Raw genomic sequence first — 22,730 nt, forward strand, 5'->3', positions numbered from 1 at the left:
CCCAAGCTTAGGCGAGCGCACGACGGCGGGTGCGCGCCCGCCGTCGTGCGCCCGGTCAGTCCCGGCTGAGGTGGCGCATGACGGCGAGCACGCGCCGGTGCGAATCGGCATCGCGGGGGAGCTGGAGCGCGTCATAGATGTTGGACGTGTGCTGGACCACCGCCTTCTCGCTCAGGAAGAGCTCCACGGCGATCCGGGCGTTGCTGCGCCCCTCCGCCATGAGCGCGAGCACCTCCTGCTGGCGCGTCGTGAGGCCCCTGACGGCGCCGTCGGAGCGCCGGGCGCGGGCGAGCATGACGGACACGACCTCGGGATCGAGGGCGGTCCCGCCGCTGGTGACGTTGCGGAGGTCTGCGAGGAAGGTCTCGACGTCGGCGATGCGCTGCTTGAGGAGGTAGCCCACGCGCCCGTCGGGCGAGGCGAGCAGCTCGCGGGCGTAGCGCCGCTGGACGTGCTGGGAGAGGACCACGACGGCGGTCCCGGGGTGCAGGCGGCGGATCCTGAGGGCCGCGACGAGCCCCTCGTCGGTGTGGGTCGGCGGCATCCGGATGTCGGTGACCACGAGGTCGGGACGGTGCTCTTCGACGGCGGACTCGAGGGCCTCCGCGTCGGCCGTCGCCGCGACGACCTCGAAACCGCCGTCCTCCAGGAGGAGCTGCAGCCCGCGCCTCAGGAGCGCCTCGTCTTCCCCGATGATCACGCGCATGGCAGCTCCACGGTGATATGAGTGCCCTCGCCGGGTTCGCTGGTCACATCGAGGCGACCCGCGAGGACCTCGACCCGGTCGGACAGGCCGCGCAGCCCGGCCCCGTCGTTCTGCCGTGCGCCGCCCACGCCGTCGTCGTGCACCTCGAGCCGCAGCTGCCCGTCGTCGAGGGCGACCCGCACCGCCGCCGATTCCGCCGCCGCGTGCTTGACAGTGTTCGCGAGCGCCTCCGCGATGACGAAGTAGGCGGTGCTCTCGACCGCCGGGGGGAGGGCGCGAGTGCCAGGGATGATCTCGGGGCCCATCTCGAGGGAGGTGGGGATGGGCATCCTGTCGGTGAGATCCTCGACGGCGGCCGCGAGGCCCTGTTCGATGAGCGCAGCCGGCATGACGTTGTGCACGAGCTGACGCAGGTCCGCCGCGGCGGCGTCGATCTCACGGCGCAGCTGGGTCGCGCGGTGGGACATCTCTTCGGTGGTCCCGGTGGCGTTGCCGAGCCGCTGGGCGTCGAGGGCCAGGAGGACGAGCCGCATCTGCAGGCCGTCGTGGAGGTCCTGGGCGATGCGGCGCCGCTCCCGGTCCACGGCGTTGACGAGCCGCTCCCTCGACCTCTGCAGGGCTGCGCGGTTGGACCGCAGCTCGGCGGTGAGCCGCTCCCTGTCCACCGCGATGGCAACGACGCGCCCCGCCGTCCGGACGAGCTCGGGGTCAGCGATGAGGGCCGCGTCGTAGGAGATGGCGCCCACACGGCGGCCGTCCACCTCGACCTCGACCGTTCCGCGCCCCTCGCCGGTATCCCGTTCCGTCCCGAGGACGACGGCGACTGGCTCGCCCTGCTCGTCGACGAACGACTTCCGCTGGGGCACCCAGTAGGAGAGCTCGAGCGAGGGGTCGCCGAGCGTCCCCGAGAGCGCCACGGACAGGGCGTGCTTGGGTCCGGACACACCGAGCCACGTCCCGAGTTCTTCGAGCTGGCCCGTCCTGGCGAATCCGCCCCGCAGGACTCCGAGTGCGAAGGCGACGGGGATCCCGGCGAGGACCGCAAGCTGGATGCCGCCTCGCAGCATCGCGGGAAGGTGCAGGAGGCCGCCGAGCACGGACGAGCTGAACGGGGTGAAGATCACGGCGAAGATCCCGTAGGCGGAGACGGGGACGAGCACGAAGCGGTGCCGCCGTTCGGTGCGGAGCAACCGGCGCGTGAGGATGATGGCTGTCGCGACCATGACCGCTGCACCGGTGAACTGCTGGACCGCGACCCCGAGGGCCAGGGCCTCCGGGCTGTCCGCAACGAGCAGCCCCGGCACCTGGCCCTGCGCGTCGAAGAGGTAGTGCGGGGCCTGGAGCGGGAGTGCCGTCACGTACGCGCCGAGGACGGTGGCTCTGGACGCCCGCCCGCGGAGCCTGCCGGAGGGGAAGGCATGCAGGAGGTGGACCGTCGCGGCGAGGACGAGCGTGCTGCACACCGCCCCGACGGCGACGAGCGCGGGCACCTCCGTGTTCCACAGGCCGCCTCCGAGGAAGAGCGCCACGCCCGCAACGAGGATGAGCGGCCCCATGCGGTTGCTCGGCCGCCGGTACCAGGCAAGGAGGCCAGCTCCGAGGTAGACGAGGAAGATGCCCGGGAAGAGGAGCAGCAGCCAGCCCGCTGGTCCCTCCCAGGGTACGAGGGCGGCGAGGATTCCGGCGAGCACGAGGCCCAGGCCGAGGACGGTGCGCAGTGAGACGTCCAGCGAGTGGGCCAGAGGCGGCCGGAGGGCGGGGGCCATGAACGCGATCATATTTCGGGGCCGTCCAGCTGCCGCTTCCGTTACGCGCTCACGCCTTCGGGTTGGGCTTGAACTCGTGGCCCAGGGCCGCGGAGACGGAGACGAAGATCCGGCTCGCGGGGTCCATGCACGGCAGCTGCTTCGGCGTGTCGGGCAGGGTTGCTGACTCCGTGCAGCCGCCCGAGGGGATGTCGCTGTTGGCGAGAACGGTCACGGTCGTGTCGGAGCGCGTGTCGTAGAAGAGGCTCGTGTTGAACCCGGGGATCTCGCCCGTGTGCCCGAGCCACCCGTCGATGCAGCCCACGGCGAGGCCGTAGCCCGCCGGGCCGGGGATCGACGCGAGCCGCTCGGTCTGGGTCTTCTCGTCGAGGAGCCCCTGACCCGTCGCCATGGCCCGCCCGTATGTGAGGAGGTCGGCGGCCGTCGAGGTCAGCTCTCCCGCCGACCAGGCCCAGGTGGGGTTCCACGCGGTCGCGTCCTGCGGCGTCGTCTGCCCGTCGGGAAGGCCCTGGAGGGTGAGCCCGGTCGCGTGCGGGGAGGGGAGCGCGCCGCTGGCGCCCGGCATCGAAGTCCCCGAGAGCTTGAGCGGTGCGATGACGTAGTTCTGGAGCGCGTCCGTGTAGGTCGTTCCCGTGACCTTCTCGATGACCTTGCCGAGCAGGAGCGTGTTCGTGTTCGAATAGTCGAACTTCGCGCCCGGTTCGAACTGGCGGGGGAGCGCGAGGCCGAGCGCGATCAGCTGATCCGGCGTCCACACCTTGTTCGGGGTGGTGAAGAGGTCGTGCTGGAACGTCGTGTCGAGGGAGTAGCTCGGGACCCCGCTCGTCATGTTCAGCAGCAGGCGGAGGGTCACCTCGTCGCCGCGGGGGACGCCCGGGACATAGCGGCTGATCGGGTCGTCGAGGGAGACCCTGCCGTCCTGGACCAGCCTGAGGACCACCGTTCCCGTGAATGTCTTGGTGACCGAGCCGATGCGCTGGTACATGTCCGCCGTCATGGGCGCCCTCGTGGTCTGGTCCGCGAGGCCGAAGGCCTTGATCCATGTCCCCTGTGGGCTGCGGATGGCGACGATCGCGCCCGCCGTCGAGGCCTGCGCGAGGCCATCCTGCGCGGCTTTGTCGAGGGCGGCCGCGGTCGTCGCGGGCATCGGGCCCGACGCCGCCGCGGGGAGCGTGCGCCGGATGACCGCCTGCGGGTCTGCCACGCATGCCGCTGCTGCGCTCGCGGACGACGGCGCGGTCCCGCTGCCCGCGCTAGGGCTGCTTGTGCTCGCCTGCTGCGGTGCTGCGCAGCCGCTGAGTGCGAGCACGAGCGCCGCGGCCGCGGCGCCGTAGAGCCATCCACGATCCACGAAAGTGTCCCCTCTTCCGTGGGCCTGCCCGACGGCACGCCCCCATGGGCCCATCCTCTCGGACGCGGGAGCAGGCCGCCATAGACCTAGGTCTATAGACCACGTGGCCCTCGAGCACGTAGCGATGCCGGATGCCCGAAAGTCCGCGGACGCCGGCCCAGAAATCCTCATCGGAAGGGGGACCGGGTCGGCCTGACGGATCACAATGGTGAATGGGCCAGGAGGAGACATGAAGACCGTGAGCGAAAGGAGGACGGCGCGGGGGGAGCTGTCCGCAACAGGGAAGCGACACTTTCTGATCAGGCTCGCCGCCGTGATGGTCGGCGGGATGTTCCTGGACGGGTACATTCTCGGGATCATCGGGCCGGTGGCCGCCACGATGATGGGCGATCTCCGTCTGACGTCGCTTGAGGAGGGCCTCGTCGCTGCGGCCGCGCTCCTCGGAATCCTCGTAGGGTCGCCCATCGGCGGCTACGCGGCGGACAAGTTCGGCCGCAAGCCGCTGTTCATGCTCGACATGGGGCTGTTCGTCATCGCCTCGGCGCTGCAGTTCGTCGTCGACTCGGCAGAGTGGCTGATCGTGGTGCGCCTCATGATGGGCGTCGCGATCGGCGCCGAGTACTCGGTCGGCTGGCCTCTCATGTCGGAGTTCGCGCCCGCCCGTTTGAGGGGCCGGGTCCTCGGGCTGACGCTCATCGCGTGGTACTCGGGCTTCATGGCCGCGTTCGCGCTGGGCTATGTCCTGACCGAGTACACCGATCTGGGGTGGCGGACCATCCTTGGCACGAGCACCGTCATCGCAGGGGTCCTGTTCGTCAGCCGGCTTGGCCTGCCCGAGTCGCCGCGGTGGCTCTGGAATGTCGGCCGCAGGGACGAGGCCCGCCTCGTCGCGCGGCGGTATCTGGAGAGCGAGGCCGACGTGGCCGACGTCGAGCACGAGGACGTGCGCCCCGGCACCTTCGGCATGCTGTTCTCGCGGAAGTACTGGCGGTCGACCCTGTTCGTTTCGATGTTCTGGTTCTGTGCCGTCTCGCCGTATTTCGCGATCGCAACCTTCGCTGACAGCGTCCTGGAGAGCTACGGCCTCGGCGGCGGCCTCGCCGGCGGCGTGGGGCTCTCCGCCGTGGCCCTCTCGGGCGTGGTGCTCACGGTGTTCCTGATCGACAAGGTCGGACGGCGCGTGCTGACGGTGCCGCCGCAGTGGCTGGCCACGGTGATCCTCGCCGTCATCGGGCTCTGGGCCGGTGCGCCGCCGTTCGCAGTGCTCGTGCTGTTCTTGGTGTTCTCGTTCTTCAATGCGATGTACAACACGCTGACCGGGGTCTACCCCGGCGAGGTCTTTCCGACTGAGATCCGCGGGATCGGTACGGGCTTCGCGGCGGCCGTGAGCCGGGTGGGCGCCGGCATCGGCACGTTCCTGCTGCCGATGTCGATGAAGACTCTGGGCACTGGTGGCACGATGCTCATCGCCGCAGGGGTCGCCCTCCTGGGCGCCGTGCTGTCCCAGTGGCTGGCCCCCGAGACGAAGGGGAAGAGCCTCACCGAGACTGCGGCCGGCTACGGCCACTGAGGCTCGCCTGGTCAGAGGCCCGCGCTTCCCGCCTCGTGCATGGCTGGCGGTCGGCGAGCGCACGACGGCGGGTGCCCACCCGCCGTCGTCAGGCGACTGCGGCGCCCGCACTCTCCTGAACCGGAGGCCGGCCCGTCGACGCACGGGGGATGAGCGTGGGCGCGAGGATGCGCGAGGACCCCGCCCGGTCCGCGGCACTCCGCCCGGCGACCTGGTCGAGCAGCGAGTCCACGGCTGCCACAGCGATCTCTCGGAAGGGCACGCGGACGCTCGTGAGTGGCACGGCAAGACGGCCGACGACGGGGATGTCGTTGTAGCCCGCCACTGAGAGGTCCGCGGGTATCCGTAGCCCGGACCGCTGGATCACGGATGTGAACCCTATTGCCGTGTTGTCGTTGACCGCGAACACGGCGGTGGGGCGGCGTTCGCCGGCCAGGAGCGCTGCGGCAGCGGCCTCACCGCTTTCCATCGAGAACGTCGAGTCATACTCGAACGAGGGGTCGGCGACGAGTCCCGCCTCTGCCAGCGCCCGCCGATACCCCTCGCGGCGGGCCAGGGCGGTCGGGGCTTCGTCCGGCCCCGCGACGATCCCGATCAACCGGTGCCCCAGATCGATGAGGTGGCGCGTCGCGAGATAGCCGCCCAGCGCGTCGTCGCCCGTCACGCTCGGGCTCGGCCCATACGCGCGCAGCGCGAGCACGTGCGGTACGCCGCCCTCCAGCAGTTCGCTGCACAGTCCGCCATCGGTCGTGGCGGTCGTGAGGATGAGGCCGTCCACGCGTGAGGCGAGCATCGCGAGGCCGTTCTCCCGCTCGAGCTGCGCATCGCCGTAGGTCGTGGCGACGAGGGCGTGGTAGCCGCGCGTCCCGCACGCCGTCGCGATCTCCTCGTACAGCGTGGCCATGACCGTGTCCGTGAGCCGCGGGACGAGGACCCCGATGGTGTTCGTCTGCCTGCGGCGCAGGTTCGCGGCCGAGGGGTTGGGCTCGTAGCCCAGACCCTCAGCGACAGCGCGGATCCGGGCGGCGGAGTCGCTGCGGTAGAACGTGTGGTCGCGGTTCATGGCGCGAGACACCGTGGAGCGCGCAACGCCTGCCGCTGCCGCGACATCCGCGATCGTGGGCCTCGATCCAGTCCTGACGCCCTTGCCGTCCATGCTGCCCTTCCTCGAATCCCGTGAAACGGACCCCTTGACGGGCTCCTGTGACTCAGCTTACCGTTGGTGCAATCGATAACGGAATCGATTCCCTTTCCCTTCAACGAGGAGCAATCAGTGAGCACCATCGACCTCAGGGGCCTCGTCCCGGCCCCCGTCACCCCCTTCACCCGCGATGGCGACGTTGATGTCGACGCGATCCAGCGCCTCGGCAGCTGGCTCGGCAGCGTTGAAGGCGTCAAGGGCCTCGTGGTCCTCGGCCACGCCGGCGAAGGGACGTTCCTCACCCAGGCGGAGCAGGCGCAGGTCATCGCTGCGTTCCGGGACTCTGTGGACGGCCAGCTGCCGATCATCGCCGGCATCACCGGAGAGGGGAACAAGGTTGCCGCCGAGGAGGCCCAGCGCGCTGTCGACGCCGGTGCTTCCGCCGGCCTCGTCTACCCCTCGCACGGCTGGCTGCGGTTCGGCTACCAGGACGGCGCGCCGCAGACCCGCTACCGCGAAATCTACGAGACGAGCGGCCTTCCGCTCATCCTCTTCCAGTACCCGGACGCCACCAAGGCCACCTACAACCTCGACACCCAGCTCGAGATCGCCGCTCAGGAGGGCGTGTTCGCCACCAAGAACGGCGTGCGCAACATGCGCCGCTGGGACACCGAGATCCCCGTGCTGCGGGCAGCGTTCCCGGAGCTGCAGGTCCTCACGTGCCATGACGAGTACCTCCTGCACACGATGTTCGACGTCGACGGCGCCCTCGTCGGCTACGGCGGCCTTGCGCCCGAGCCGCTCGTCGAGCTCATCGCAGCGGGCAAGGCCAAGGACTACGCGAAGGCGCGCGAGATCCACGACCGCCTCCTGCCCGTGACCAAGAACGTCTACCACCGCGGCTCCCACATGGAGGGCACGGTCGCGCTCAAGGAGGGCCTCGTGGCCCGAGGCATCCTCGAGCACGCCACAGTGCGGCCCCCGCTGCTCCCGCTTGCCCCCGGCGCACACGAGGAGATCGCCCTTGCACTCGCCTCGGCGAACCTCGGTCTGGCCTCCGTCCCCGCCCACGCGTGACGGGCGAGCGTACGACGGCGGGTTCCCGCCCGCCGTCGTACGCTCGACTTCGCAAGCCCGGCCTGACACGCCACCTTCCCGTCCGTTCGCGCATCCTGGGCGAGCGGTTCGGCGACAACGATGTCCCGACAACTCCGCGATGGCCGCGGAGGGCAGGAACCACCCCACAATGACTGCTATGGCCAGCGGACAGACTTCCGCGACACAGACCGAGCTCGTCGCGAGACTCGAGCGGCTGCCGATCACCCGGCGCCTCACGATGATCCGCGTCGTCATCGGCTCCGCCACCTTCTTCGACGCGTACACGGTCCTCGCGATCGCGTTCGCGATGCCCCAGCTCGTGACCGAGTGGCACCTCAGCGCCGGCGAGGTCGGCGTGATCCTCTCCGCCGGCTACCTCGGCCAGCTCTTCGGGTCGCTGGTCTTCGGCAGCCTCGCCGAGCGCATCGGGCGCATGCCCACCCTGGCGATCACCATCGTGCTGTTCGTGAGCATGGACCTCGCGTGCCTGTTCGCGTGGGGCGCCTGGTCCATGATCGTGATGCGGTTCCTCCAGGGCATCGGCACCGGCGGCGAGGTGCCGGTGGCGAGCGCGTACATCAACGAATTCGTCGGCGCCCGGCGCCGCGGCCGGTTCTTCCTCCTCTACGAGGTCATCTTCCCCGTGGGCCTCATGTTCGCCGGGATCGCGGGCTTCTTCCTCGTCCCGGTGTTCGGTTGGAAGGCCATGTTCATCGTGGGGCTCGTCCCCGCCGTCCTCACCATCCCGCTGCGCTGGCTCATGCCCGAATCGCCTCGATGGCTCGCCGCCGTGGGGCGCACCGCGAAGGCCGAGGCCGTCGTGGCGATGCTCGAGCGGGAGGCCGTCAAGGCCGGCCACGCGCTCGCCGAGCCGGAGGTCCGGCCGGTCGCCCCTGTCGAGGGCCGCTCCGACTGGCGCGAGCTGTTCCGGGGCGTCTACCGCAAGCGCACCCTCATGATCTGGGGCCTGTGGGTGAGCGGGTACGTGGTCAACAACGGCCTCATCACCTGGCTGCCCACCCTCTACAAGGAGGTCTTCCATGTGCCGCTCCAGACGAGTCTGGCCTACGGCTGGGTGACTTCCAGCGTTGGCGTCGTTGCGTCCGTGATCTGCGCGCTGCTGATCGACCGCGTGGGCCGCAAGCGCTGGTACTCGGTGGCGTTCCTCGTCTCCACCGTCCCGCTAGTGGTGCTCGGCGCCCTGGGCGCGGTCTCCGCGGTGCAGGTCGTCCTCTTCGCGAGCATCGCCTACGCGATCCTCCAGACGGTCTCCTTCTCGCTGTACCTCTACTCGGCCGAGCTGTACCCGACACGGCTGCGGGCCATCGGCACGGGTTTCGGGAGCGCGTGGCTCCGTGCGGGCTCGAGTCTCGGGCCGCTGCTGGTCGCGTGGATCATGGACGGCTTCGGGATCTCGTGGGTGTTCATCGTGTTCGCCGGGATCGCGGCACTGGGCGGACTCATCACCATCTTCTTCGCGATCGAGACGAAGGGCCGCGTGCTCGAGGAGTTGTCCCCGTGAGGTCGATCTTCGGCTGACGCTCCCGGAGCGGCGGTGAGCGCACGACGGCGGGTTCCCGCCCGCCGTCGTGCGCTCAGGAGCTCCGCTGATCTTGTCCTCGAAGCGATGAACCGTTCGTGCAGGGTGGGACGAAAGCCTCTGAACGCACGGCCAGACCACCGATTAGCTTGGTCCTTGGGTCAAGAATCGGCCTACTGACGGGCTGGCGGCATGGAATGCTGGGGGCGTTCATCATGGGGGATGCCGCCGGCCCGTCGGTTACCGGCACCCATGCCGAGCTACGCATTCGAGGGGTAAAATCTGAGTCCACATGGCGCGCAGGTTGCCCATTCATCGGGTGTCGCGCGAGGTTGTGTGGCGCTACCGCAGTCGCCTGAGAGGAGGGGTCGGTGAACGAGCGCATCCACCGGCCGCGGCGAGAGGACCGGTGGCCGGTCGGCCATCTCGGATGGGCTTTCATGGGCTTACCCGAATTCGAGGGTCGCGTCGCATCGTTTCTGGTCGAAGGACACGCCCGCGGCGAGCGCCAGGTCTTCATCGTCGACGACCCTAGGGCTGCACTCTGGCCCAAGGGCCTCGTGGAGCGGGGCGACCTCCTGATCTTCAGCACGGCCGAGGCGTATGGCCAAGCGATGATCATCGATGCAGCTGCACAACGGGCAGCCTTCGAGAGTTCCCTGGCAGAGGCCATCGAGCTCGGCTACACGGGACTTCGGATTGCGGCGGACAACACCAGCCTGACCTTGGATCCCGAGCGGCTCGAGGCGTGGATGCGCTGGGAGGAAGAGGCCGAGCTCCTGATGCAGGCTAAGCCCATCACCGGGCTGTGTGCCTTCGACCGTACGAGGAGCGATGCCGCGACAATCAAGGCTCTGATGAGCATGCACCCGGTCGCCGTTGGCTTCTAGGACCGCCGTCGTGCGTCCGAGCAGGCCTCGGCGACCTGCTGACGGTCCGTGTCCGCACCCTACGTTCCGCTCACGTCACCCTGTGAGGACGATTCGTTCGGCCGTGGGGATTGTCGGAGGCGGTGCGTAGGCTGAGTGCCATGAGGATCAAGATGTGCTCCATCCACGTGATTGACCCGGCCGCCGCGCACGTGTTCTACACGGAGACGCTCGGCTTCGACACCCTGCTTGCGATGCCCGAGGCGAACCTGTTCATCGTCTCTTCGCCCGATTCCGGTGGCGTGGGGCTGCTGCTCGAACCGAGCGGAAACCCCGTCGCGGAGGCCTACCGCACGGGCGTGTACGACGCCGGCCTGCCGGCTATCGTGCTCGGCTCGCCGGACGTCCGGGCCGACTACGAGCGCCTGAGCGCGGTCGGGGTCGTGTTCCGCGGCGAGCCGACTCAGGACCCCTCGGGCGTCATGGCCGACTTCGAGGACACCTGCGGGAACCTCATCCGCCTGCATCAGGACTGACTTGGGTCTCCCGCCGGGCATCCTTGTGCGGGACGTGCGGGCAACCCACCGGTCCCATCAGGATTGAGCCCTTGGGCCCCTTCGGTGCGGCCTGGAGGGCCGATAGGCTGGCTCCCGAAGCCACCGACGATGGAGGGGTCCGTCATGAAAGCTGCCCGCTACTACGACCGGAAAGACATCCGCATCGAGGACATTCCCGAGCCCGAGCTCAAGCCTGGGACGGTCGCGATCGACGTCGCCTGGTGCGGGATCTGCGGCACCGACCTGCATGAATACCTCGAGGGCCCGATCTTCATACCGCCGAAGGGGTCGCCGCATCCGATCTCGGGCGAGGAGGCCCCGGTGACGATCGGCCATGAGTTCTCCGGCACGATCACGGCGCTCGGCGATGGGGTCGCCGACCTCGAGGTCGGCCAGAACGTGGTCGTCGAGCCCTACATCATCCACGACGATGTCGACACCGGACCTGGGGCGGCCTACCAGCTCTCCAAGGACATGAACTTCATCGGTCTGGGTGGGCGGGGCGGGGGACTCGCGCAGAAGATCGTGGTCCAGCGGCGCTGGGTCCACCCGATCGGGGACATCCCCCTGGACCAGGCCGCACTGATCGAGCCGCTGTCCGTAGGGCACCACGCCTTTGTCCGCAGCGGCGCGAAGGCCGGCGACGTCGCCATCGTGGGCGGCGCGGGTCCGATTGGCCTGCTGACCTCGGCCGTGCTCAAGGCGTCCGGCCTCACGGTGTTCATCTCGGAGCTGAGCGAGGCCCGCAAGCAGATGGCGCGGGACACCGGGGTGGCGGACGAGGTGTTCGACCCGCGCGAAGGCGACGTCGCCGAGCAGGTGCGTGCGCGCACCGGCGGCAAGGGTGCAGACGTCGGCTTCGAATGCAGCTCCGTCCCCGCCGTGCTGGACATGCTCATGGCCACCGTCCGGCCCGGCGGAGTCATCGTGAACGTGTCCATCTGGGGGCACAAGCCTCCGGTCGACATGCCGTCCCTCGTGCTCAAGGAGATCGACCTCCGCGGCACCATCGGGTACGCGAACGACCACCCCAGCACCATCGCGCTCGTGCAGTCCGGCAAGCTCGACCTGGCGCCGTTCATCACCGCCAAGATCCCCTTGGACGACCTCGTCACCGAGGGCTACGACCAGCTCATCAACAACAACGAGCACCACGTGAAGATCCTGGTCGATCCGAACGCCTGACCCGGCCGCCGCGGTGGCCCTGCGCACTGTGACTGAGCGCGGTAGACCGATGCGGGTTCACCTCCCATCGTCGAGGGTGATCTTCGCGTCTCTGCGGTGAGCGCCTAGGCCCAGCACAGGTCCACGAGATAAGCCGCACAGCACCGGACGAGATTCTGGTGCCATGGAGAATTCATCGGAAACTCAGCCTTATGCATCGCGTCGTGCCCGGATCGGTGCTGCGATCTTGGGCGCATTGGGGGTAGCGCTATTCGGACTCGCAGCTCTCCCTGCCCAAGAGGCCAGCGCCGCGGGAATCGTCTCCGGAATCCACTATGTACCGCCAACCCAGACGGTAACCACGGCTATCGAGACGAACAGCGCCGAGGAAGCCTAGACGCTCGGCCTGTGGTGACTCCGCATCGTTGGGAGGTGACTCCGCATCGTTGGGAGGTGACTCCGCATCGTTGGGTGGTGACCCCGCAACGCAGGGAGACGGCCCGTCAGCCGTGGCGACCGCCGCGCAGCGACCTCTCCGCCGCTGCTCCGTGTGCGGCCGAGGCGACCTTAGCGGCCTTCTGCTCGGCCTCTGCCTTGACCCGCCGGGCCTCCTCGCGGACCGAGGCCATGTTGGCGCGCTCCTCCTGGAGCCACTGCGGCCGGTCCTCGAGCAGCGCGGTGATCTCCGCCGTCGTGAGTGCCTCGGTGATGCCAGCGCGGGCGAGGCCGGAGATGGTGACGTTGAGCTTCTGCGCCACGACCGGCCGCGGGTGCGGGCCCTTCTCGAGCAGCTCGGTGAGCCACGCCGGCGGGTTGGCGCGCAGTTCGTCGAACTCCTCGCGCGTCACCGCACCTTCCTGGAACTCCGCAGGCGTGGCGGGGAGGAAGATGCCGAGCTTCTTCGCGGCGGTGGCCGGCTTCATGGACTGGGACGCGGCCTTGGGGTTCGAGCTCATGGGATCAAGGCTACCGTGGACCCATGCAGCCTGAGAGTGCCCATGCCCTGAAGGTCGCCTTCGTCGCGGGGGTCGCACCCGGCAAGTGGTTCCACCGGTGGGAGGAGCGCTTTCCTGACCAGCCGCTCGCCTCCCAGATGGTCGACGACGCCCAGCAGCTCGCGGTCCTGCGCGACGGCACCGCGGACGTGGCCTTCGTCCGGCTGCCCGTGGACAGGGACAAGGAAGCCCTCCACGTCATCCCGCTGTACGAGGAGCTCGCCGTGGTCGTGGCGCCCAAGGGCCACGAGATCCAGGCGTTCGAGGAGATTCCCCTCGGCGAGGTCGAGGACGAGCTCTTCGAGTACGACGGCGGGCCCTCCGAGCGCTTGGACCTCGTCGAGGGCGGGGCGGGGCTCGCGATCATGCCGATGTCCGTGGTGAGGCACTTCAACCGCAAGGACCTCCGCTATCGGCCGGTGACCGGCGTCAAACCCTATGCGGTCGGGATCGCCTGGCGGCGCGAGGACGAGTCGGAGCTGATCCAGGAGTTCATCGGCGTGGTCCGCGGGCGCGGGGCGAACAGCTCCCGGCAGGCCTCGGTTCAGCGCGACCAGCAGGAGGCCGCGCAGAAGCGCCGCGAGAACCTGGCCGCCACGCAGTCCAAGGAGGCCAAGGCCCGCAATGAGGCGAGCCGCGCGGCGAAGTCCGCCCGGGGCGGCAAGTTCGGCACCCGGGGCGGAAAGCCCGGCGGCGGCAAGGGACGTCCGGCATCGGGCAAGGGCAGGCCCGGGCAACGGCGCGGGCGTTGAGCTCGTTGACGCGGAGCACCGTGGAGCGGATCGAGTTCGGATAGGGACTGGAGGGCAGCGGGGGAGTGGTGAGCGGCGGAGACCCGTTCGAGGGAATGCCCTCGTTCCGGCTGGGCACCGGGCGTCCGCTCGTGGTGCTGCCCGGACTCACGCCGCGGCACGTTGTTCCGCGCGGCACGGCCTTCCTCGCAGAGTCCCGGACGCTCGGGCCGCTCGCCCGGAGCCGCGAGGTCTGGTGGGTCAACCGGCGCGCGGGCCTGGGCCCCGACGCAACCATGGAAGATATCGCCGCGGACTACGCGGACCGCCTTCCGAGGCTCGGCGCCCCCGTGGATGTCATGGGTATCTCGACCGGCGGCATCGTGGCACTCCAGCTCGCTGCCGATCGCCCGGACCTCGTGCGGCGGCTCGTCCTTGTTGCATCGGGCTGCAGGCTCGGTCCTGCGGGCAAGGTCGGCCAGCGTGCCCTGCTCGCGCGGCTCGAGGCCGGGGACCTCCGGGGCGCCGGTTCCGAGATGGTCCGGCTCATCGGGGTCCGCCCCGCCGCGCGCAGCCTCGAGGGCTGGGCAGGCTGGCTTGTGGGCCCACTCGTGTACCGCGGCTCGACCGACGACCTCGCCGTTGTGCTGCGCGCCGAGGACGCCTTCGACCTCACGGCCAGGCTCACCGAGATCAGCGTCCCGACCCTCGTGATCGGCGGGGACGAGGACACTCCGTACGGGCCTGCGGTGTTCCGTGAGACGGCGCGCGGCCTCCCGAACGGCCGGCTCATCATGTACTACGGCCGCGGCCATGTGGGCGTCCAGCTCACCCCCGGCTTCGCCCAGGACGTCCTCGGGTTCCTTGACGCCCCCTGAGACGCCAGCGCGTTGTGGGTGCCTTCTCCCGGTCTACGGTTCGGGTGTCTACCCTGTCGCGGCCGGGGTCACCGTCGCCTCCGCGAACCTCTTCGCGACGGCGGTCCCGCCGCACGCTTCGATGGCAGCACGCGGGCCGACGACGACGAGCCTGCTCCGTGCCCGGCTGATTCCCGTGTAGAGCAGCTCCGGGCCGAGGTCCGCGTGCCAGCCGTTGACGGCCAGGACGACGGCGGAGCGCTCGAGCCCCTTGAACCCCTGCACGCTCGAGTAGAAGACGTCCCGGTCGCCGAAGTACCCGGCCCAGTAGCCGGCCTTCCCGAGGATGCGGATCTGGTTCTCCTGCTCGGGATGCCTGTACTTGGTGGTCAAGAGGGCGATCTGCCCCGGATCCCAGCCTTCGGCAATGAGGCGATCGACTGCGTCGTCCGCCGCGGCGATGGCCCTGTCCACGGGGACGTCGATCACCTCGACGGGATCCCCGGCGAGGCCGCGGACCCGCTGCTCCCGACCCGTGAAGGCTCCCGCGAGGTTGGCGATCTGCTTCGTGTTGCGCAGGTTCTCCCGCAGTGAGAACGGCACCATGCCGAGCGGTCGGGCGGGACGGCTGTGGTACACCGACTGGTTGGAGTCGCTGAACACGTACAGGCCATTGCCCCCGCGATGGCGCAGGCTCACGAGCACGGTCTCCCACCACAGCGGGCGGAAGTCCTGCCCCTCGTCCACGACGATCGAGTCGAACCGGCGGAAGTCCGGCAGGGCACGGGCCGCCCGGGTGAGCGCCTGCGGAAGGCTGACGTCGTAGAAGTGCTGCAGGGCGCCGTCGTCCGGGGAGAGCCGCACGTCGAGGTACTCGGCGAGCTCGTGGAACGTGCCGATGTACTCGGCGGGCCTCTTCCACCGGGCGCCCACCTCGTTGAGGTGGCCGGCCAGCCCCTGGTTGAAGCACAGGACCGCCACGCGCTCTCCCGCCTGGGCCAGCCGGCGAGCCTGCTCGAGGGCGAGGTAGGTCTTCCCGCTCCCTGCGGTCCCCTGGATGTGCAGGCGTGGCTGCTCGGCGAGGAAATCGAGGAGCACGCGTTGGTTCTCGGTGAGGTGCTCGGCGTGCTCTTCGAGTTCGACGGCGCTGGCCCGCGCTGGTCCGATGTCCTCGGTGTTCGCGAGGAGCGCCTCGATCAGGGCTTCGAACGTGCTTTCGCCTCCCCGGCGGAGATGCACGCCCGTGCCTTCGGCGTGGATTGCGGCTTTGATCTTCTCGGCGAGGTGGTCGAGGTCGTTCTGGCCGGCGAGGATCGAGAGGGGCGTGCCGGGGGAGTGGAAGTCGTGGCCGACCTTCGTAAACGGGAACACCGCGAGCTCGGCGAACCGGGTGCCGTGCGCTGCCGTCCCGTCGAGGTATGCGCGCAGCTTGTGCTTGGCGGCCCGGGCCTGGTCCACCGGGTTCTCGATCGCGTGGTCCTGCCCGCCGCGGCTGCGCGTGTACCAGCGGCCGCGTGAGCGTCGCACCACTCCGCCCTTGACCTCGAGGACGGCTGCCCCGACCCCGGGCCATAGGACGAGGAAGTCGATTTCCCGCTCGCCGAGGTGGGCGAGCTTGAGCGAATGGAAGACCACCGCGCTGTCCGGAAGCTGCTCCATGAGCCTGTTCCAGACGTGCTCCTCCGCCGTGCTGGCGCCGAAGTCAGGATGCTCCGGGAGGCTCGTGGCCATGTCCCCTCCTTGCCGCGCGGGCGGCCTGCTTTGGCCCCGAGGCGCAGTTTCTCACACGGCGGCGGGCTTGAGCTCCACGCCCGTCCGGGCCCGGCGCCGCCGGATGTAGCGGACCGCTTCGTCGGAGCCCCAGACGATGAAGGGGAACGGCACGAGCATGAGCAGCTGCCACGGTTCCGGGGCTGCGGTCCCGAAGACGAGCTGGAGCGGCGGGACGTATACGATCGCCGCCGAGAAGGCGATCTCGAACGCGATGCCCCACAGCAGGAGCTTGTTGGTGGCGATCCCGATCTGTGCCAGTGAGGCGGTCTGGGTCCGTGCAGCGAACGCGGTCCCGATCTGGCACGCCACGATGCCGAGGAAGGTCATGGTGGTGGCCTGGACCCACACCCCGTGGAGGGGTCCCGATCCGGTGGGGGCGCCGAAATGCCACCCGCCGGCGATGAGTGTCGCGAGGAACCCGCCCGTGACGAGGACGGCCGAGATCCCCCCGAGGAGTCCCCACGCCCTGGCGAGCATCGGTCCATCGATCACGTTCTGCCCCCGCTGGCGCGGCGGCCGGTCCATGGTGCCCGGCTCCTCGGGCTCGCGGCCGAGGGCGAGCGCTGGGAGTGTCTCGGTGCCGAGATCCACGGCAAGGATCTGCATCACGGTGAGGGGGAGCGGAATCCCTCCTCCCGCGACCGCGTAGAGGAGGAAGGGGACGACCTCAGGGGTCGCGTGGGCGAAGATGTACACGATGAACTTGCGGACGTTGTCGTAGACCCGGCGGCCCGAGCGGACGGCGCTCACGATTGACGCGAAATCGTCATCGGTGAGCACCATCGCCGAGGCCTCGCGGGCCACGTCCGTCCCGGAGCGACCCATGGCGACACCGATGTCGGCGCGCCGCAGAGCGGGGGCGTCGTTGACGCCGTCGCCCGTCATCGCGACGACGTGCCCGAGGTCCCGCAGCGCGTCCGCGATGCGCAGCTTCGCCTCGGGCGAGCTGCGCGCGAAGATGATCTCCCGGTCCGTGGCCAGGAGGGCGTCGAGCTCGGCCTCCGGCATGTGGTCCAGCTCGGTGCCGCTGACGATGCGGATATCGCCGTCACCGATACCTACCCGGGCCGCGATGCCCCGGGCGGTCAGGCCGTGGTCGCCCGTGACGATGATGAGTCGGATCCCGGCTGCGTGGCAGCGCGCGACGGCGTCCGCCACCTCGGGGCGCGGGGGGTCCAGGAGCGCGATGATTCCCAGCAGCGTGAGCCCTCGCTCGGCGTCGTGCCTGCTGAGGCCCGCCGCGCCGTCGCCCGGGACGGCCTTCTCGGCGACGGCGAGGACGCGCAGCCCCTGTTCAGCCCAGTCGTTGACCGTCTCGACCACGTGCGTGCGGTCCCGCTCCGAGAGGGGTTCGCGGCCGCCGTCGGGCGCGGAGATCCAGTCGCACAGCGGCAGGAGCTCCTCGGGGGCGCCCTTGCAGTGGACCGCCGTTTCTCCTGCCGCGGCGTCGACGGTGGACATACGGCGCAGTACTGGGTCGAAGTGGAACTGGGCGAGCCGCACGACGCCGAGACGGTTGTTGGGCAGGCCGAGCGTGGCGGCCGCGTGGAGGAAAGCGAGCTCCGTCGGGTCGCCCGTCTCGGTCCCGTCCGGGGCAATGTGTGCGTTGTTGCACGCGACTCCGGCCGCCGCGAGCCTGGCGGCGGGCGAGCCTGGCGCGGCAGGCGGCACAGCGCCTTCGAGCGCGAGCGTCCCGTCCGGAGTCCAGAGCGTGACGGCGCGCATCTGGTTCATGGTGAGCGTGCCGGTCTTGTCGGTGCAGATCACGCTCGTCGAGCCGAGGGTCTCAACGGCGGAGATCCGCTTCACGAGCGCGCCCTCGCGGGCCAGCACGCGGACGCCGACGGCGAGCGCGAGCGTGATCGTGGGCAGCAGGCCCTCTGGGACGTTGGCCACGAGAAGGCCGATCGCGAAGTTCAGGGTGTCGCCGAGCGGTAGGCCTGTGAGGAGCGTGCCGACCGGGATGAATGCCGCGCCCATCACGATCGCCACGATCGCGATGACCCTCGCGACGCGGGTGACCTGCCTCTCGAGCGGGCTGCTCTCGTGGCCTACGCGCTCCGACAGCGCCGCGATGCGGCCCAGCTCGGTGTGCATGCCGGTCGCGAACACGACGGCGGTCGCCTCGCCGCCCGTGCAGCTCGTCCCGCTGAAGACCATGTCCGAGGCGTCCAGCAGACGCTCCGCGAACGAGTCTCCTTCGGCGGTCCGCAGCACGGGGAGGGACTCGCCCGTGAGCGTCGAGACGTCCATCTCGACGGAGCCCTCGAGGAGCCGCGCGTCCGCTGAGACCCGGTCGCCCTCGCGGACAACGATCACGTCGCCGGGAACCAGGAGCCGCGCGTCCACGAGGGTTTCCTGCCCGTCGCGGATGGCGCGGGCCGAGGGAGGGAGATAGGCCGCGAGCGCCTCGACCGCGTGCTCGGCGTGGCGCTCCTGGAGGAAGGCGAACGCCGCGTTGATCAGGATGACCGCAACGATCGCGGCGGCCAGGGCCCCGGACCCGGTGATAAAGCTCAGGACGGCTGCGAGCCAGAGCAGCAGGGCGAGCGGCTGCGTGAGCTGGCCCAGAATCTGACGGGGCCATCTCCGGCCGCCTTTGCGGGTGAGCATGTTCGGCCCGTAGACGACCTGGCGCCTCGCGGATTCGCGTCCCGTGAGGCCGCGGCGGCTTGATCGCAGGTCGCGGAGGAGTCTGTCTACCGAAGAGCGGGGATCGACGTGCTGCGCGGCCTCGGGCTCGGTCGTGGCGCGATGGTTCATGAGGGCATTGTGGGCCGGACAGGTGAACGTGGGGTTAGGGCCGAAGGTCGCAGGGCGCCGTTCTCGTCGGTGATCTTGCCCACGCGCCCTATCCATCCATCCGTCCGTCTATCCGTCCGTCTGGACGGTCGGTTGGTCGAGGCTCTCACGCGAGGCGCTGGACCAGTGCGTCGAGGATCGGGAGCTGGCCCTTGACGAGCTTGGCACGGGCCACGGTCTCGGTGACCCATTCCGCGCGGTCGATCTCGGGGAACGACTGGATCTTGCCGGAGCCGCGCGGCCATTCGAGCGGGAAGGTGTTGCTGACGATTCGCTCGGGCGCGAACTCCGCGTCGCCGGCGAACGCCGTGATGACCTTGCCCGACGGCTGGCGGAAGTCGCCGAGGGCCGCGTACTCGGCGTCCGGCGCGGGCGAGCCCATCTCCTCCGCGAACTCGCGCCGTGCTGCCTCGAATGGGTCCTCACCCTCGCCGTACTCCCCCTTGGGAATCGACCACGCGCGATCGTCCTTGCGCGCCCAGAACGGTCCGCCCATGTGGGCGATCCACACCTCCAGGTCCACGCCCGCTTGGCGGTACAGCAGGATCCCCGCGCTCTTCACAGGCATGCCGGCTCCATGGCGCCAGCGTACGCGCGCCCCGGGCCGCCACTAGACATCCCCACCCCGAGGTCACATCCCGCGCATCGATGGGCCCAAGTCCCCTAGTTCGCCGTTGGTCCGAAACCTAGCGTTCGGGGCAGGAGCCCAGCGATCCCTGCAGGGCCGGAGAGCCTATCGAACGGATGCCCCGCGATGCCTGCTTACCGCAACGTCCACCGGAGAAGGAGCCGGCGGTGGAGCGCGCCGTCAGCCCTGATCGCGATGGGACTGGTTGGAATCATGGTCCTTTCAGGCTGCGTCGCTGCTGAGCCTGAGCCGACCGTCCCCTCGAAGGTGTTCACTGACCAAGAGCTGATGGCGGTCGGATACGCAATGCTCGGGGAGCGCGGCCTGAACCCGAACTTTGTGGATGACAGCCAGATAACGCGCACCTCGTTCGATACGCACCCGATCTCCCCGCTCCAGTACACGATGCAGCCGGCCGAATGCTCTGCATTCCATCCGCCCACTTCGGACGAGGCACTCAAGGATCTGAGCGTCGGCTTCGCGATGGGAGCCGTGCCACTTCTCGACGAGACTGACCCGACGAGCCAGATTCGGTTCACGATTCGCAGCGCCGAGGCCGGCAGGCTCGCAGTGGCCGACTTTGACTACACAGACGAGATCCTCTCCCGGTGCGCCCAGTTCACGGCGACCGAGGTGGGGACAGACGCAGCCCCCAGACGCTGATGATGATCACGCCTCCTTCGGCAGGAGACAGGTCCTACGCGCTGATGGGCCGGCCCGACGCACAGAGCGGGGCCACAGGAGTGGGGCTTCGAGTCCTCGCAGGGACGATCTCGATCAGCATGTTCCGTGCGGTGCCATCCCTGAAGAGCGAGGCCGACGCCAAGCCCACTCTGGACGCGATGGCGGGCGTTGCAAAGGAGCTTATCCACCAGTCGCTCAAGCATCCGCCGGTCGTCACGCCGCCGCCTGCGAACGCCATGAGCCCCCAGCAGCTGACCGACCTGCTCCAAAGTGTGTCTGGCCCCGGCGGGAAGAAGGTGGATACCGCCGCGGGAACCGTTGTGGACGGCACATCCGTGGGCCCGATAGAAAAATGCACCTACAGCGACGGGACCTACTACTCTGCGCTGCGCGGATCCACGTGGGTCGGCGGGGAGTTCCCTGCCTCGATGACAACAATGGGAAGTACCTTGTTCATCGCTGGCCTCACCGTCAACTTGGTGAGCATGCCCACTGGGGCTGCCCAGCCGTACCCCTTCGACAAGCGCGCCGCAGACCTGCGTGACTGTCCCGTGATCCAGGAGCAGGTCTTCTCCGACACGGCCAGCAGCAGCACCAGCCAATGGACCTCGATACGTCGTCTGGGCTTGGACGTCGCCGCGGACTCGACCTACGCGATCGCCCATGAGCATCCGGACTCGGGGGTCTGGCACCTGTTTGTCGGGGCCAGAAAGGGCACACTGTCCGTGGAACTGGCGACGATCTGGCCGGTCGGGTCCGATCCGCAGCCGCGTGTTGACGAGATGGCGGCGGTGATCAACGAGGTCTTCGCCAAGGCAGGCCAGCCGGCAGGGGGCACCTAGAGAACGAGCGCTCGTGCCACCGGGTTCGGGGTCCCGAAGCGGTATCGGTGACACCCATCAATGAGCTCACTCGCCACAGGCCCGAGCGGATTGTCAGCTACATGTTCAGGACCAAGGCCCTGGGGAGCCCGAGCAGGGAGGGCGACGATGATGTCTCGCCGGTATGCAGGACGTGCAGTGTTTCCGCAACTGCGGGGCGTGTCCCGTGCGGCCATGGCGGCCATCGTCGGACTCCTAGTCCTGACCGGCTGCACCCCGGCTCCCGCCCCGAGCCCGTCCACGCCCAGCCCGTCCACGCCAAGCCCATCCACGCCCAGCGCTCCCTCGAAGGTCTTCAGCGACCAGGAGCTGATGACCGTCGGCTACATGATGCTCCAGGAATGCAGACTGAACTTGAACAACATGGACGACAGCACAGTGACCAGGACGGCGTTCGACACGCGCCCGTTCCCACTGACGCACCTCACCATTCGGCCCGATGAATGCTCGGCATTTCATCCGCCGACCGCAGACGATGCGCTGAAGGATCTGACTCTGAGCTTCGCAGTCGGCGTTGTGCCCCTCTCCGACGAGACGGTACCGAGCAGCACGATACGGTTCACGATGACCAGCGCCGAGTCTGACAGGCTGGCCAAGGCCGACTTTGACTACACCGACGAGCTTGCCGCCCGCTGCGCCCATTTCGATGCGTCCGCGGAGGGCGCGGACAGCGTCCCGCAACCATTGATGCTGCTGAAGTCTCCTTCGGTAGGAGATAGGGCCTATGCGATAGCCGGCCGGCCCGACCAGACGGACGGCACCAAACGCATAGGCCTCCGCGTCCTTGCAGGAACGATCTCGATCAGCATGTTCCGCAGCGTGCCGTCCCTCAAGTCCGTGAAGGATGCACAGCCCACTCTGGACATGATGGCCGGCGTCGCCAAGGACCTGATCCACCAGGCGGCTCAACACCCGCCAGCCGTTCCTCCCCCACCCGCGAATGCACAGTCCCCTCAGCAGCTGACCGATCTTCTGCAGGAGATCACTGGACCGGACGGTCGAAGGGTGACCTATGCGTCGGGAACCGTTATCCACGGGTCGTCCCTCGGTAACATGACGCCTTGTACCTACAGCGACGGAACCTACTATTCAGCGCTTCGCAAGTCCACTGTGGTGCACGGCGAGTTCCCGCCGTCGGCGGCGTCATCCGGTGACGCCGCAGTCTTCTCCGAGATGACTGTCCGGCTGATCAGCATGCCCATCGGAGCTTCTGGGCCGTACCCCTTTGACCAGCGCGCTGCCGATCTCGGGAACTGCGCGACTATCCAGGAGCAGGTCTTCACCGATTCGACCAGCAGCATGATCCAGTGGAGCTCGATACACCGGTTCATCTTGAACGTAGCGGCGGATTCGGCCTTCGCGGTCGCCCATGACCAGCCCGATATGGGGGCATGGCATTTGCTGGCGGGAGCCCGAAGGGGCACCTTGACGGTGGAACTGGGGACCTACTGGACTCCGCAACTCGATCCGCAGGAGCGTCTCGACCAGATGGCCGCGGTGATCAACCAGATCTTTGCCAAGGCCGGCGTATAGCAGAAGTATCTGCCCGCGTATGGATCCGCGTTCTGGGGGTCACTTGAGGTGACCCCCAGAAGGTGACTCCTAGAGGGTGACTGC

19 protein-coding genes are annotated in these 22,730 nt (G+C 69.0%); 11 read left to right on the plus strand and 8 right to left on the minus strand.

The features are described from left to right. Positions 1-55 precede the first annotated feature (55 nt). From AB5L97_RS00815 to AB5L97_RS00825, 3 genes are read right to left on the minus strand one after another with little or no spacing between them, the layout of a single operon-like run. The gene (locus tag AB5L97_RS00815; RefSeq protein ID WP_369046102.1) at positions 56-706 is read right to left on the minus strand and encodes a response regulator; all 651 of its coding nucleotides are present in this window, start codon (positions 704-706) and stop codon (positions 56-58) included. Continuing rightward, a complete protein-coding gene (locus tag AB5L97_RS00820; RefSeq protein WP_369046103.1) occupies positions 697-2,472 on the minus strand; it encodes a sensor histidine kinase in 1,776 nt (591 codons plus the stop codon). The genes AB5L97_RS00815 and AB5L97_RS00820 overlap by 10 nt, the downstream gene beginning before the upstream one ends. Before the next feature lie 49 nt (positions 2,473-2,521). Further along, positions 2,522-3,823 (minus strand): serine hydrolase domain-containing protein, encoded by a 1,302-nt coding sequence (locus tag AB5L97_RS00825; protein ID WP_369046104.1) that lies wholly within the window; start codon positions 3,821-3,823, stop codon positions 2,522-2,524. 229 nt (positions 3,824-4,052) lie between these two features. Here AB5L97_RS00825 and AB5L97_RS00830 point away from each other — a divergent pair, with 229 nt between their 5' ends. Then, complete coding sequence (locus AB5L97_RS00830) at positions 4,053-5,393, plus strand: MFS transporter (protein WP_369046105.1); 1,341 nt, start codon at positions 4,053-4,055, stop codon at positions 5,391-5,393. Positions 5,394-5,481: 88 nt separating this feature from the next. Here AB5L97_RS00830 and AB5L97_RS00835 read toward each other — a convergent pair whose 3' ends face one another. Then, a complete protein-coding gene (locus AB5L97_RS00835; protein ID WP_369046106.1) occupies positions 5,482-6,549 on the minus strand; it encodes a LacI family DNA-binding transcriptional regulator in 1,068 nt (355 codons plus the stop codon). A gap of 117 nt (positions 6,550-6,666) precedes the next feature. On the opposite strand from AB5L97_RS00835, the gene AB5L97_RS00840 reads away from it, so the two are divergent. From AB5L97_RS00840 to AB5L97_RS00860, 5 genes are all read left to right on the plus strand, one after another. Then, positions 6,667-7,611, plus strand: a complete 945-nt coding sequence (locus tag AB5L97_RS00840) for a dihydrodipicolinate synthase family protein (RefSeq protein WP_369046107.1) — start codon at positions 6,667-6,669, stop codon at positions 7,609-7,611. Positions 7,612-7,789: 178 nt separating this feature from the next. Further along, positions 7,790-9,154, plus strand: a complete 1,365-nt coding sequence (locus AB5L97_RS00845) for an MFS transporter (protein WP_369046108.1) — start codon at positions 7,790-7,792, stop codon at positions 9,152-9,154. A gap of 389 nt (positions 9,155-9,543) precedes the next feature. Then, the gene (locus tag AB5L97_RS00850) at positions 9,544-10,062 is read left to right on the plus strand and encodes an MEDS domain-containing protein (RefSeq protein WP_369046109.1); all 519 of its coding nucleotides are present in this window, start codon (positions 9,544-9,546) and stop codon (positions 10,060-10,062) included. Between the two features lie 140 nt (positions 10,063-10,202). Then, positions 10,203-10,577, plus strand: a complete 375-nt coding sequence (locus tag AB5L97_RS00855) for a VOC family protein (RefSeq protein WP_369046110.1) — start codon at positions 10,203-10,205, stop codon at positions 10,575-10,577. A 144-nt stretch (positions 10,578-10,721) separates the two neighbouring features. After that, positions 10,722-11,783 (plus strand): 2,3-butanediol dehydrogenase, encoded by a 1,062-nt coding sequence (locus AB5L97_RS00860; protein WP_369046111.1) that lies wholly within the window; start codon positions 10,722-10,724, stop codon positions 11,781-11,783. Between the two features lie 482 nt (positions 11,784-12,265). On the opposite strand, the gene AB5L97_RS00865 is transcribed toward AB5L97_RS00860, so the two are convergent. Continuing rightward, positions 12,266-12,685, minus strand: a complete 420-nt coding sequence (locus tag AB5L97_RS00865) for a DUF5997 family protein (RefSeq protein ID WP_369047491.1) — start codon at positions 12,683-12,685, stop codon at positions 12,266-12,268. A 56-nt stretch (positions 12,686-12,741) separates the two neighbouring features. Between AB5L97_RS00865 and AB5L97_RS00870 the strand changes: the two genes are divergently transcribed. Both AB5L97_RS00870 and AB5L97_RS00875 read left to right on the plus strand, forming a co-directional pair. Then, the gene (locus AB5L97_RS00870; protein WP_369046112.1) at positions 12,742-13,509 is read left to right on the plus strand and encodes a LysR substrate-binding domain-containing protein; all 768 of its coding nucleotides are present in this window, start codon (positions 12,742-12,744) and stop codon (positions 13,507-13,509) included. Positions 13,510-13,577: 68 nt separating this feature from the next. After that, positions 13,578-14,366, plus strand: a complete 789-nt coding sequence (locus AB5L97_RS00875) for an alpha/beta fold hydrolase (RefSeq protein WP_307958187.1) — start codon at positions 13,578-13,580, stop codon at positions 14,364-14,366. Between the two features lie 48 nt (positions 14,367-14,414). Here the strand turns inward: AB5L97_RS00875 and AB5L97_RS00880 are convergent, their stop codons facing one another. From AB5L97_RS00880 to AB5L97_RS00890, 3 genes are all read right to left on the minus strand, one after another. Next, a complete protein-coding gene (locus tag AB5L97_RS00880; protein WP_307958188.1) occupies positions 14,415-16,076 on the minus strand; it encodes a nuclease-related domain-containing DEAD/DEAH box helicase in 1,662 nt (553 codons plus the stop codon). A 51-nt stretch (positions 16,077-16,127) separates the two neighbouring features. Continuing rightward, complete coding sequence (locus AB5L97_RS00885) at positions 16,128-18,881, minus strand: cation-translocating P-type ATPase (protein WP_369046113.1); 2,754 nt, start codon at positions 18,879-18,881, stop codon at positions 16,128-16,130. A gap of 145 nt (positions 18,882-19,026) precedes the next feature. Beyond that, a complete protein-coding gene (locus AB5L97_RS00890) occupies positions 19,027-19,488 on the minus strand; it encodes an NUDIX domain-containing protein (RefSeq protein WP_369046114.1) in 462 nt (153 codons plus the stop codon). A gap of 348 nt (positions 19,489-19,836) precedes the next feature. On the opposite strand from AB5L97_RS00890, the gene AB5L97_RS00895 reads away from it, so the two are divergent. From AB5L97_RS00895 to AB5L97_RS00905, 3 genes are all read left to right on the plus strand, one after another. Continuing rightward, complete coding sequence (locus AB5L97_RS00895; RefSeq protein ID WP_369046115.1) at positions 19,837-20,211, plus strand: hypothetical protein; 375 nt, start codon at positions 19,837-19,839, stop codon at positions 20,209-20,211. 2 nt (positions 20,212-20,213) lie between these two features. Beyond that, on the plus strand, positions 20,214-21,074 hold the full coding sequence (locus AB5L97_RS00900; RefSeq protein WP_369046116.1) for a hypothetical protein: 861 nt from the start codon (positions 20,214-20,216) through the stop codon (positions 21,072-21,074). 213 nt (positions 21,075-21,287) lie between these two features. Beyond that, complete coding sequence (locus AB5L97_RS00905; protein ID WP_369046117.1) at positions 21,288-22,646, plus strand: hypothetical protein; 1,359 nt, start codon at positions 21,288-21,290, stop codon at positions 22,644-22,646. Positions 22,647-22,730: the final 84 nt, after the last annotated feature.

It is taken from the genome of Sinomonas sp. P10A9 (genome assembly GCF_041022165.1).
In the GTDB taxonomy this organism is placed as follows: Bacteria; Actinomycetota; Actinomycetes; order Actinomycetales; family Micrococcaceae; genus Sinomonas; species Sinomonas puerhi.

What these genes read in the sequence shown, in the direction of transcription:
- AB5L97_RS00815 (WP_369046102.1), bottom strand. Translation starts at nt 706, where the DNA reads ATGCGCGTGATCATCGGGGAAGACGAGGCGCTCCTGAGGCGCGGGCTG.
- AB5L97_RS00820 (WP_369046103.1), bottom strand. Translation starts at nt 2,472, where the DNA reads ATGGCCCCCGCCCTCCGGCCGCCTCTGGCCCACTCGCTGGACGTCTCA.
- AB5L97_RS00830 (WP_369046105.1), top strand. Translation starts at nt 4,053, where the DNA reads ATGAAGACCGTGAGCGAAAGGAGGACGGCGCGGGGGGAGCTGTCCGCA.
- AB5L97_RS00835 (WP_369046106.1), bottom strand. Translation starts at nt 6,549, where the DNA reads ATGGACGGCAAGGGCGTCAGGACTGGATCGAGGCCCACGATCGCGGAT.
- AB5L97_RS00845 (WP_369046108.1), top strand. Translation starts at nt 7,790, where the DNA reads ATGGCCAGCGGACAGACTTCCGCGACACAGACCGAGCTCGTCGCGAGA.
- AB5L97_RS00855 (WP_369046110.1), top strand. Translation starts at nt 10,203, where the DNA reads ATGAGGATCAAGATGTGCTCCATCCACGTGATTGACCCGGCCGCCGCG.
- AB5L97_RS00860 (WP_369046111.1), top strand. Translation starts at nt 10,722, where the DNA reads ATGAAAGCTGCCCGCTACTACGACCGGAAAGACATCCGCATCGAGGAC.
- AB5L97_RS00865 (WP_369047491.1), bottom strand. Translation starts at nt 12,685, where the DNA reads ATGAAGCCGGCCACCGCCGCGAAGAAGCTCGGCATCTTCCTCCCCGCC.
- AB5L97_RS00870 (WP_369046112.1), top strand. Translation starts at nt 12,742, where the DNA reads ATGCAGCCTGAGAGTGCCCATGCCCTGAAGGTCGCCTTCGTCGCGGGG.
- AB5L97_RS00880 (WP_307958188.1), bottom strand. Translation starts at nt 16,076, where the DNA reads ATGGCCACGAGCCTCCCGGAGCATCCTGACTTCGGCGCCAGCACGGCG.
- AB5L97_RS00885 (WP_369046113.1), bottom strand. Translation starts at nt 18,881, where the DNA reads ATGAACCATCGCGCCACGACCGAGCCCGAGGCCGCGCAGCACGTCGAT.
- AB5L97_RS00890 (WP_369046114.1), bottom strand. Translation starts at nt 19,488, where the DNA reads ATGCCTGTGAAGAGCGCGGGGATCCTGCTGTACCGCCAAGCGGGCGTG.
- AB5L97_RS00895 (WP_369046115.1), top strand. Translation starts at nt 19,837, where the DNA reads ATGGCGGTCGGATACGCAATGCTCGGGGAGCGCGGCCTGAACCCGAAC.
- AB5L97_RS00900 (WP_369046116.1), top strand. Translation starts at nt 20,214, where the DNA reads ATGATCACGCCTCCTTCGGCAGGAGACAGGTCCTACGCGCTGATGGGC.
- AB5L97_RS00905 (WP_369046117.1), top strand. Translation starts at nt 21,288, where the DNA reads ATGGCGGCCATCGTCGGACTCCTAGTCCTGACCGGCTGCACCCCGGCT.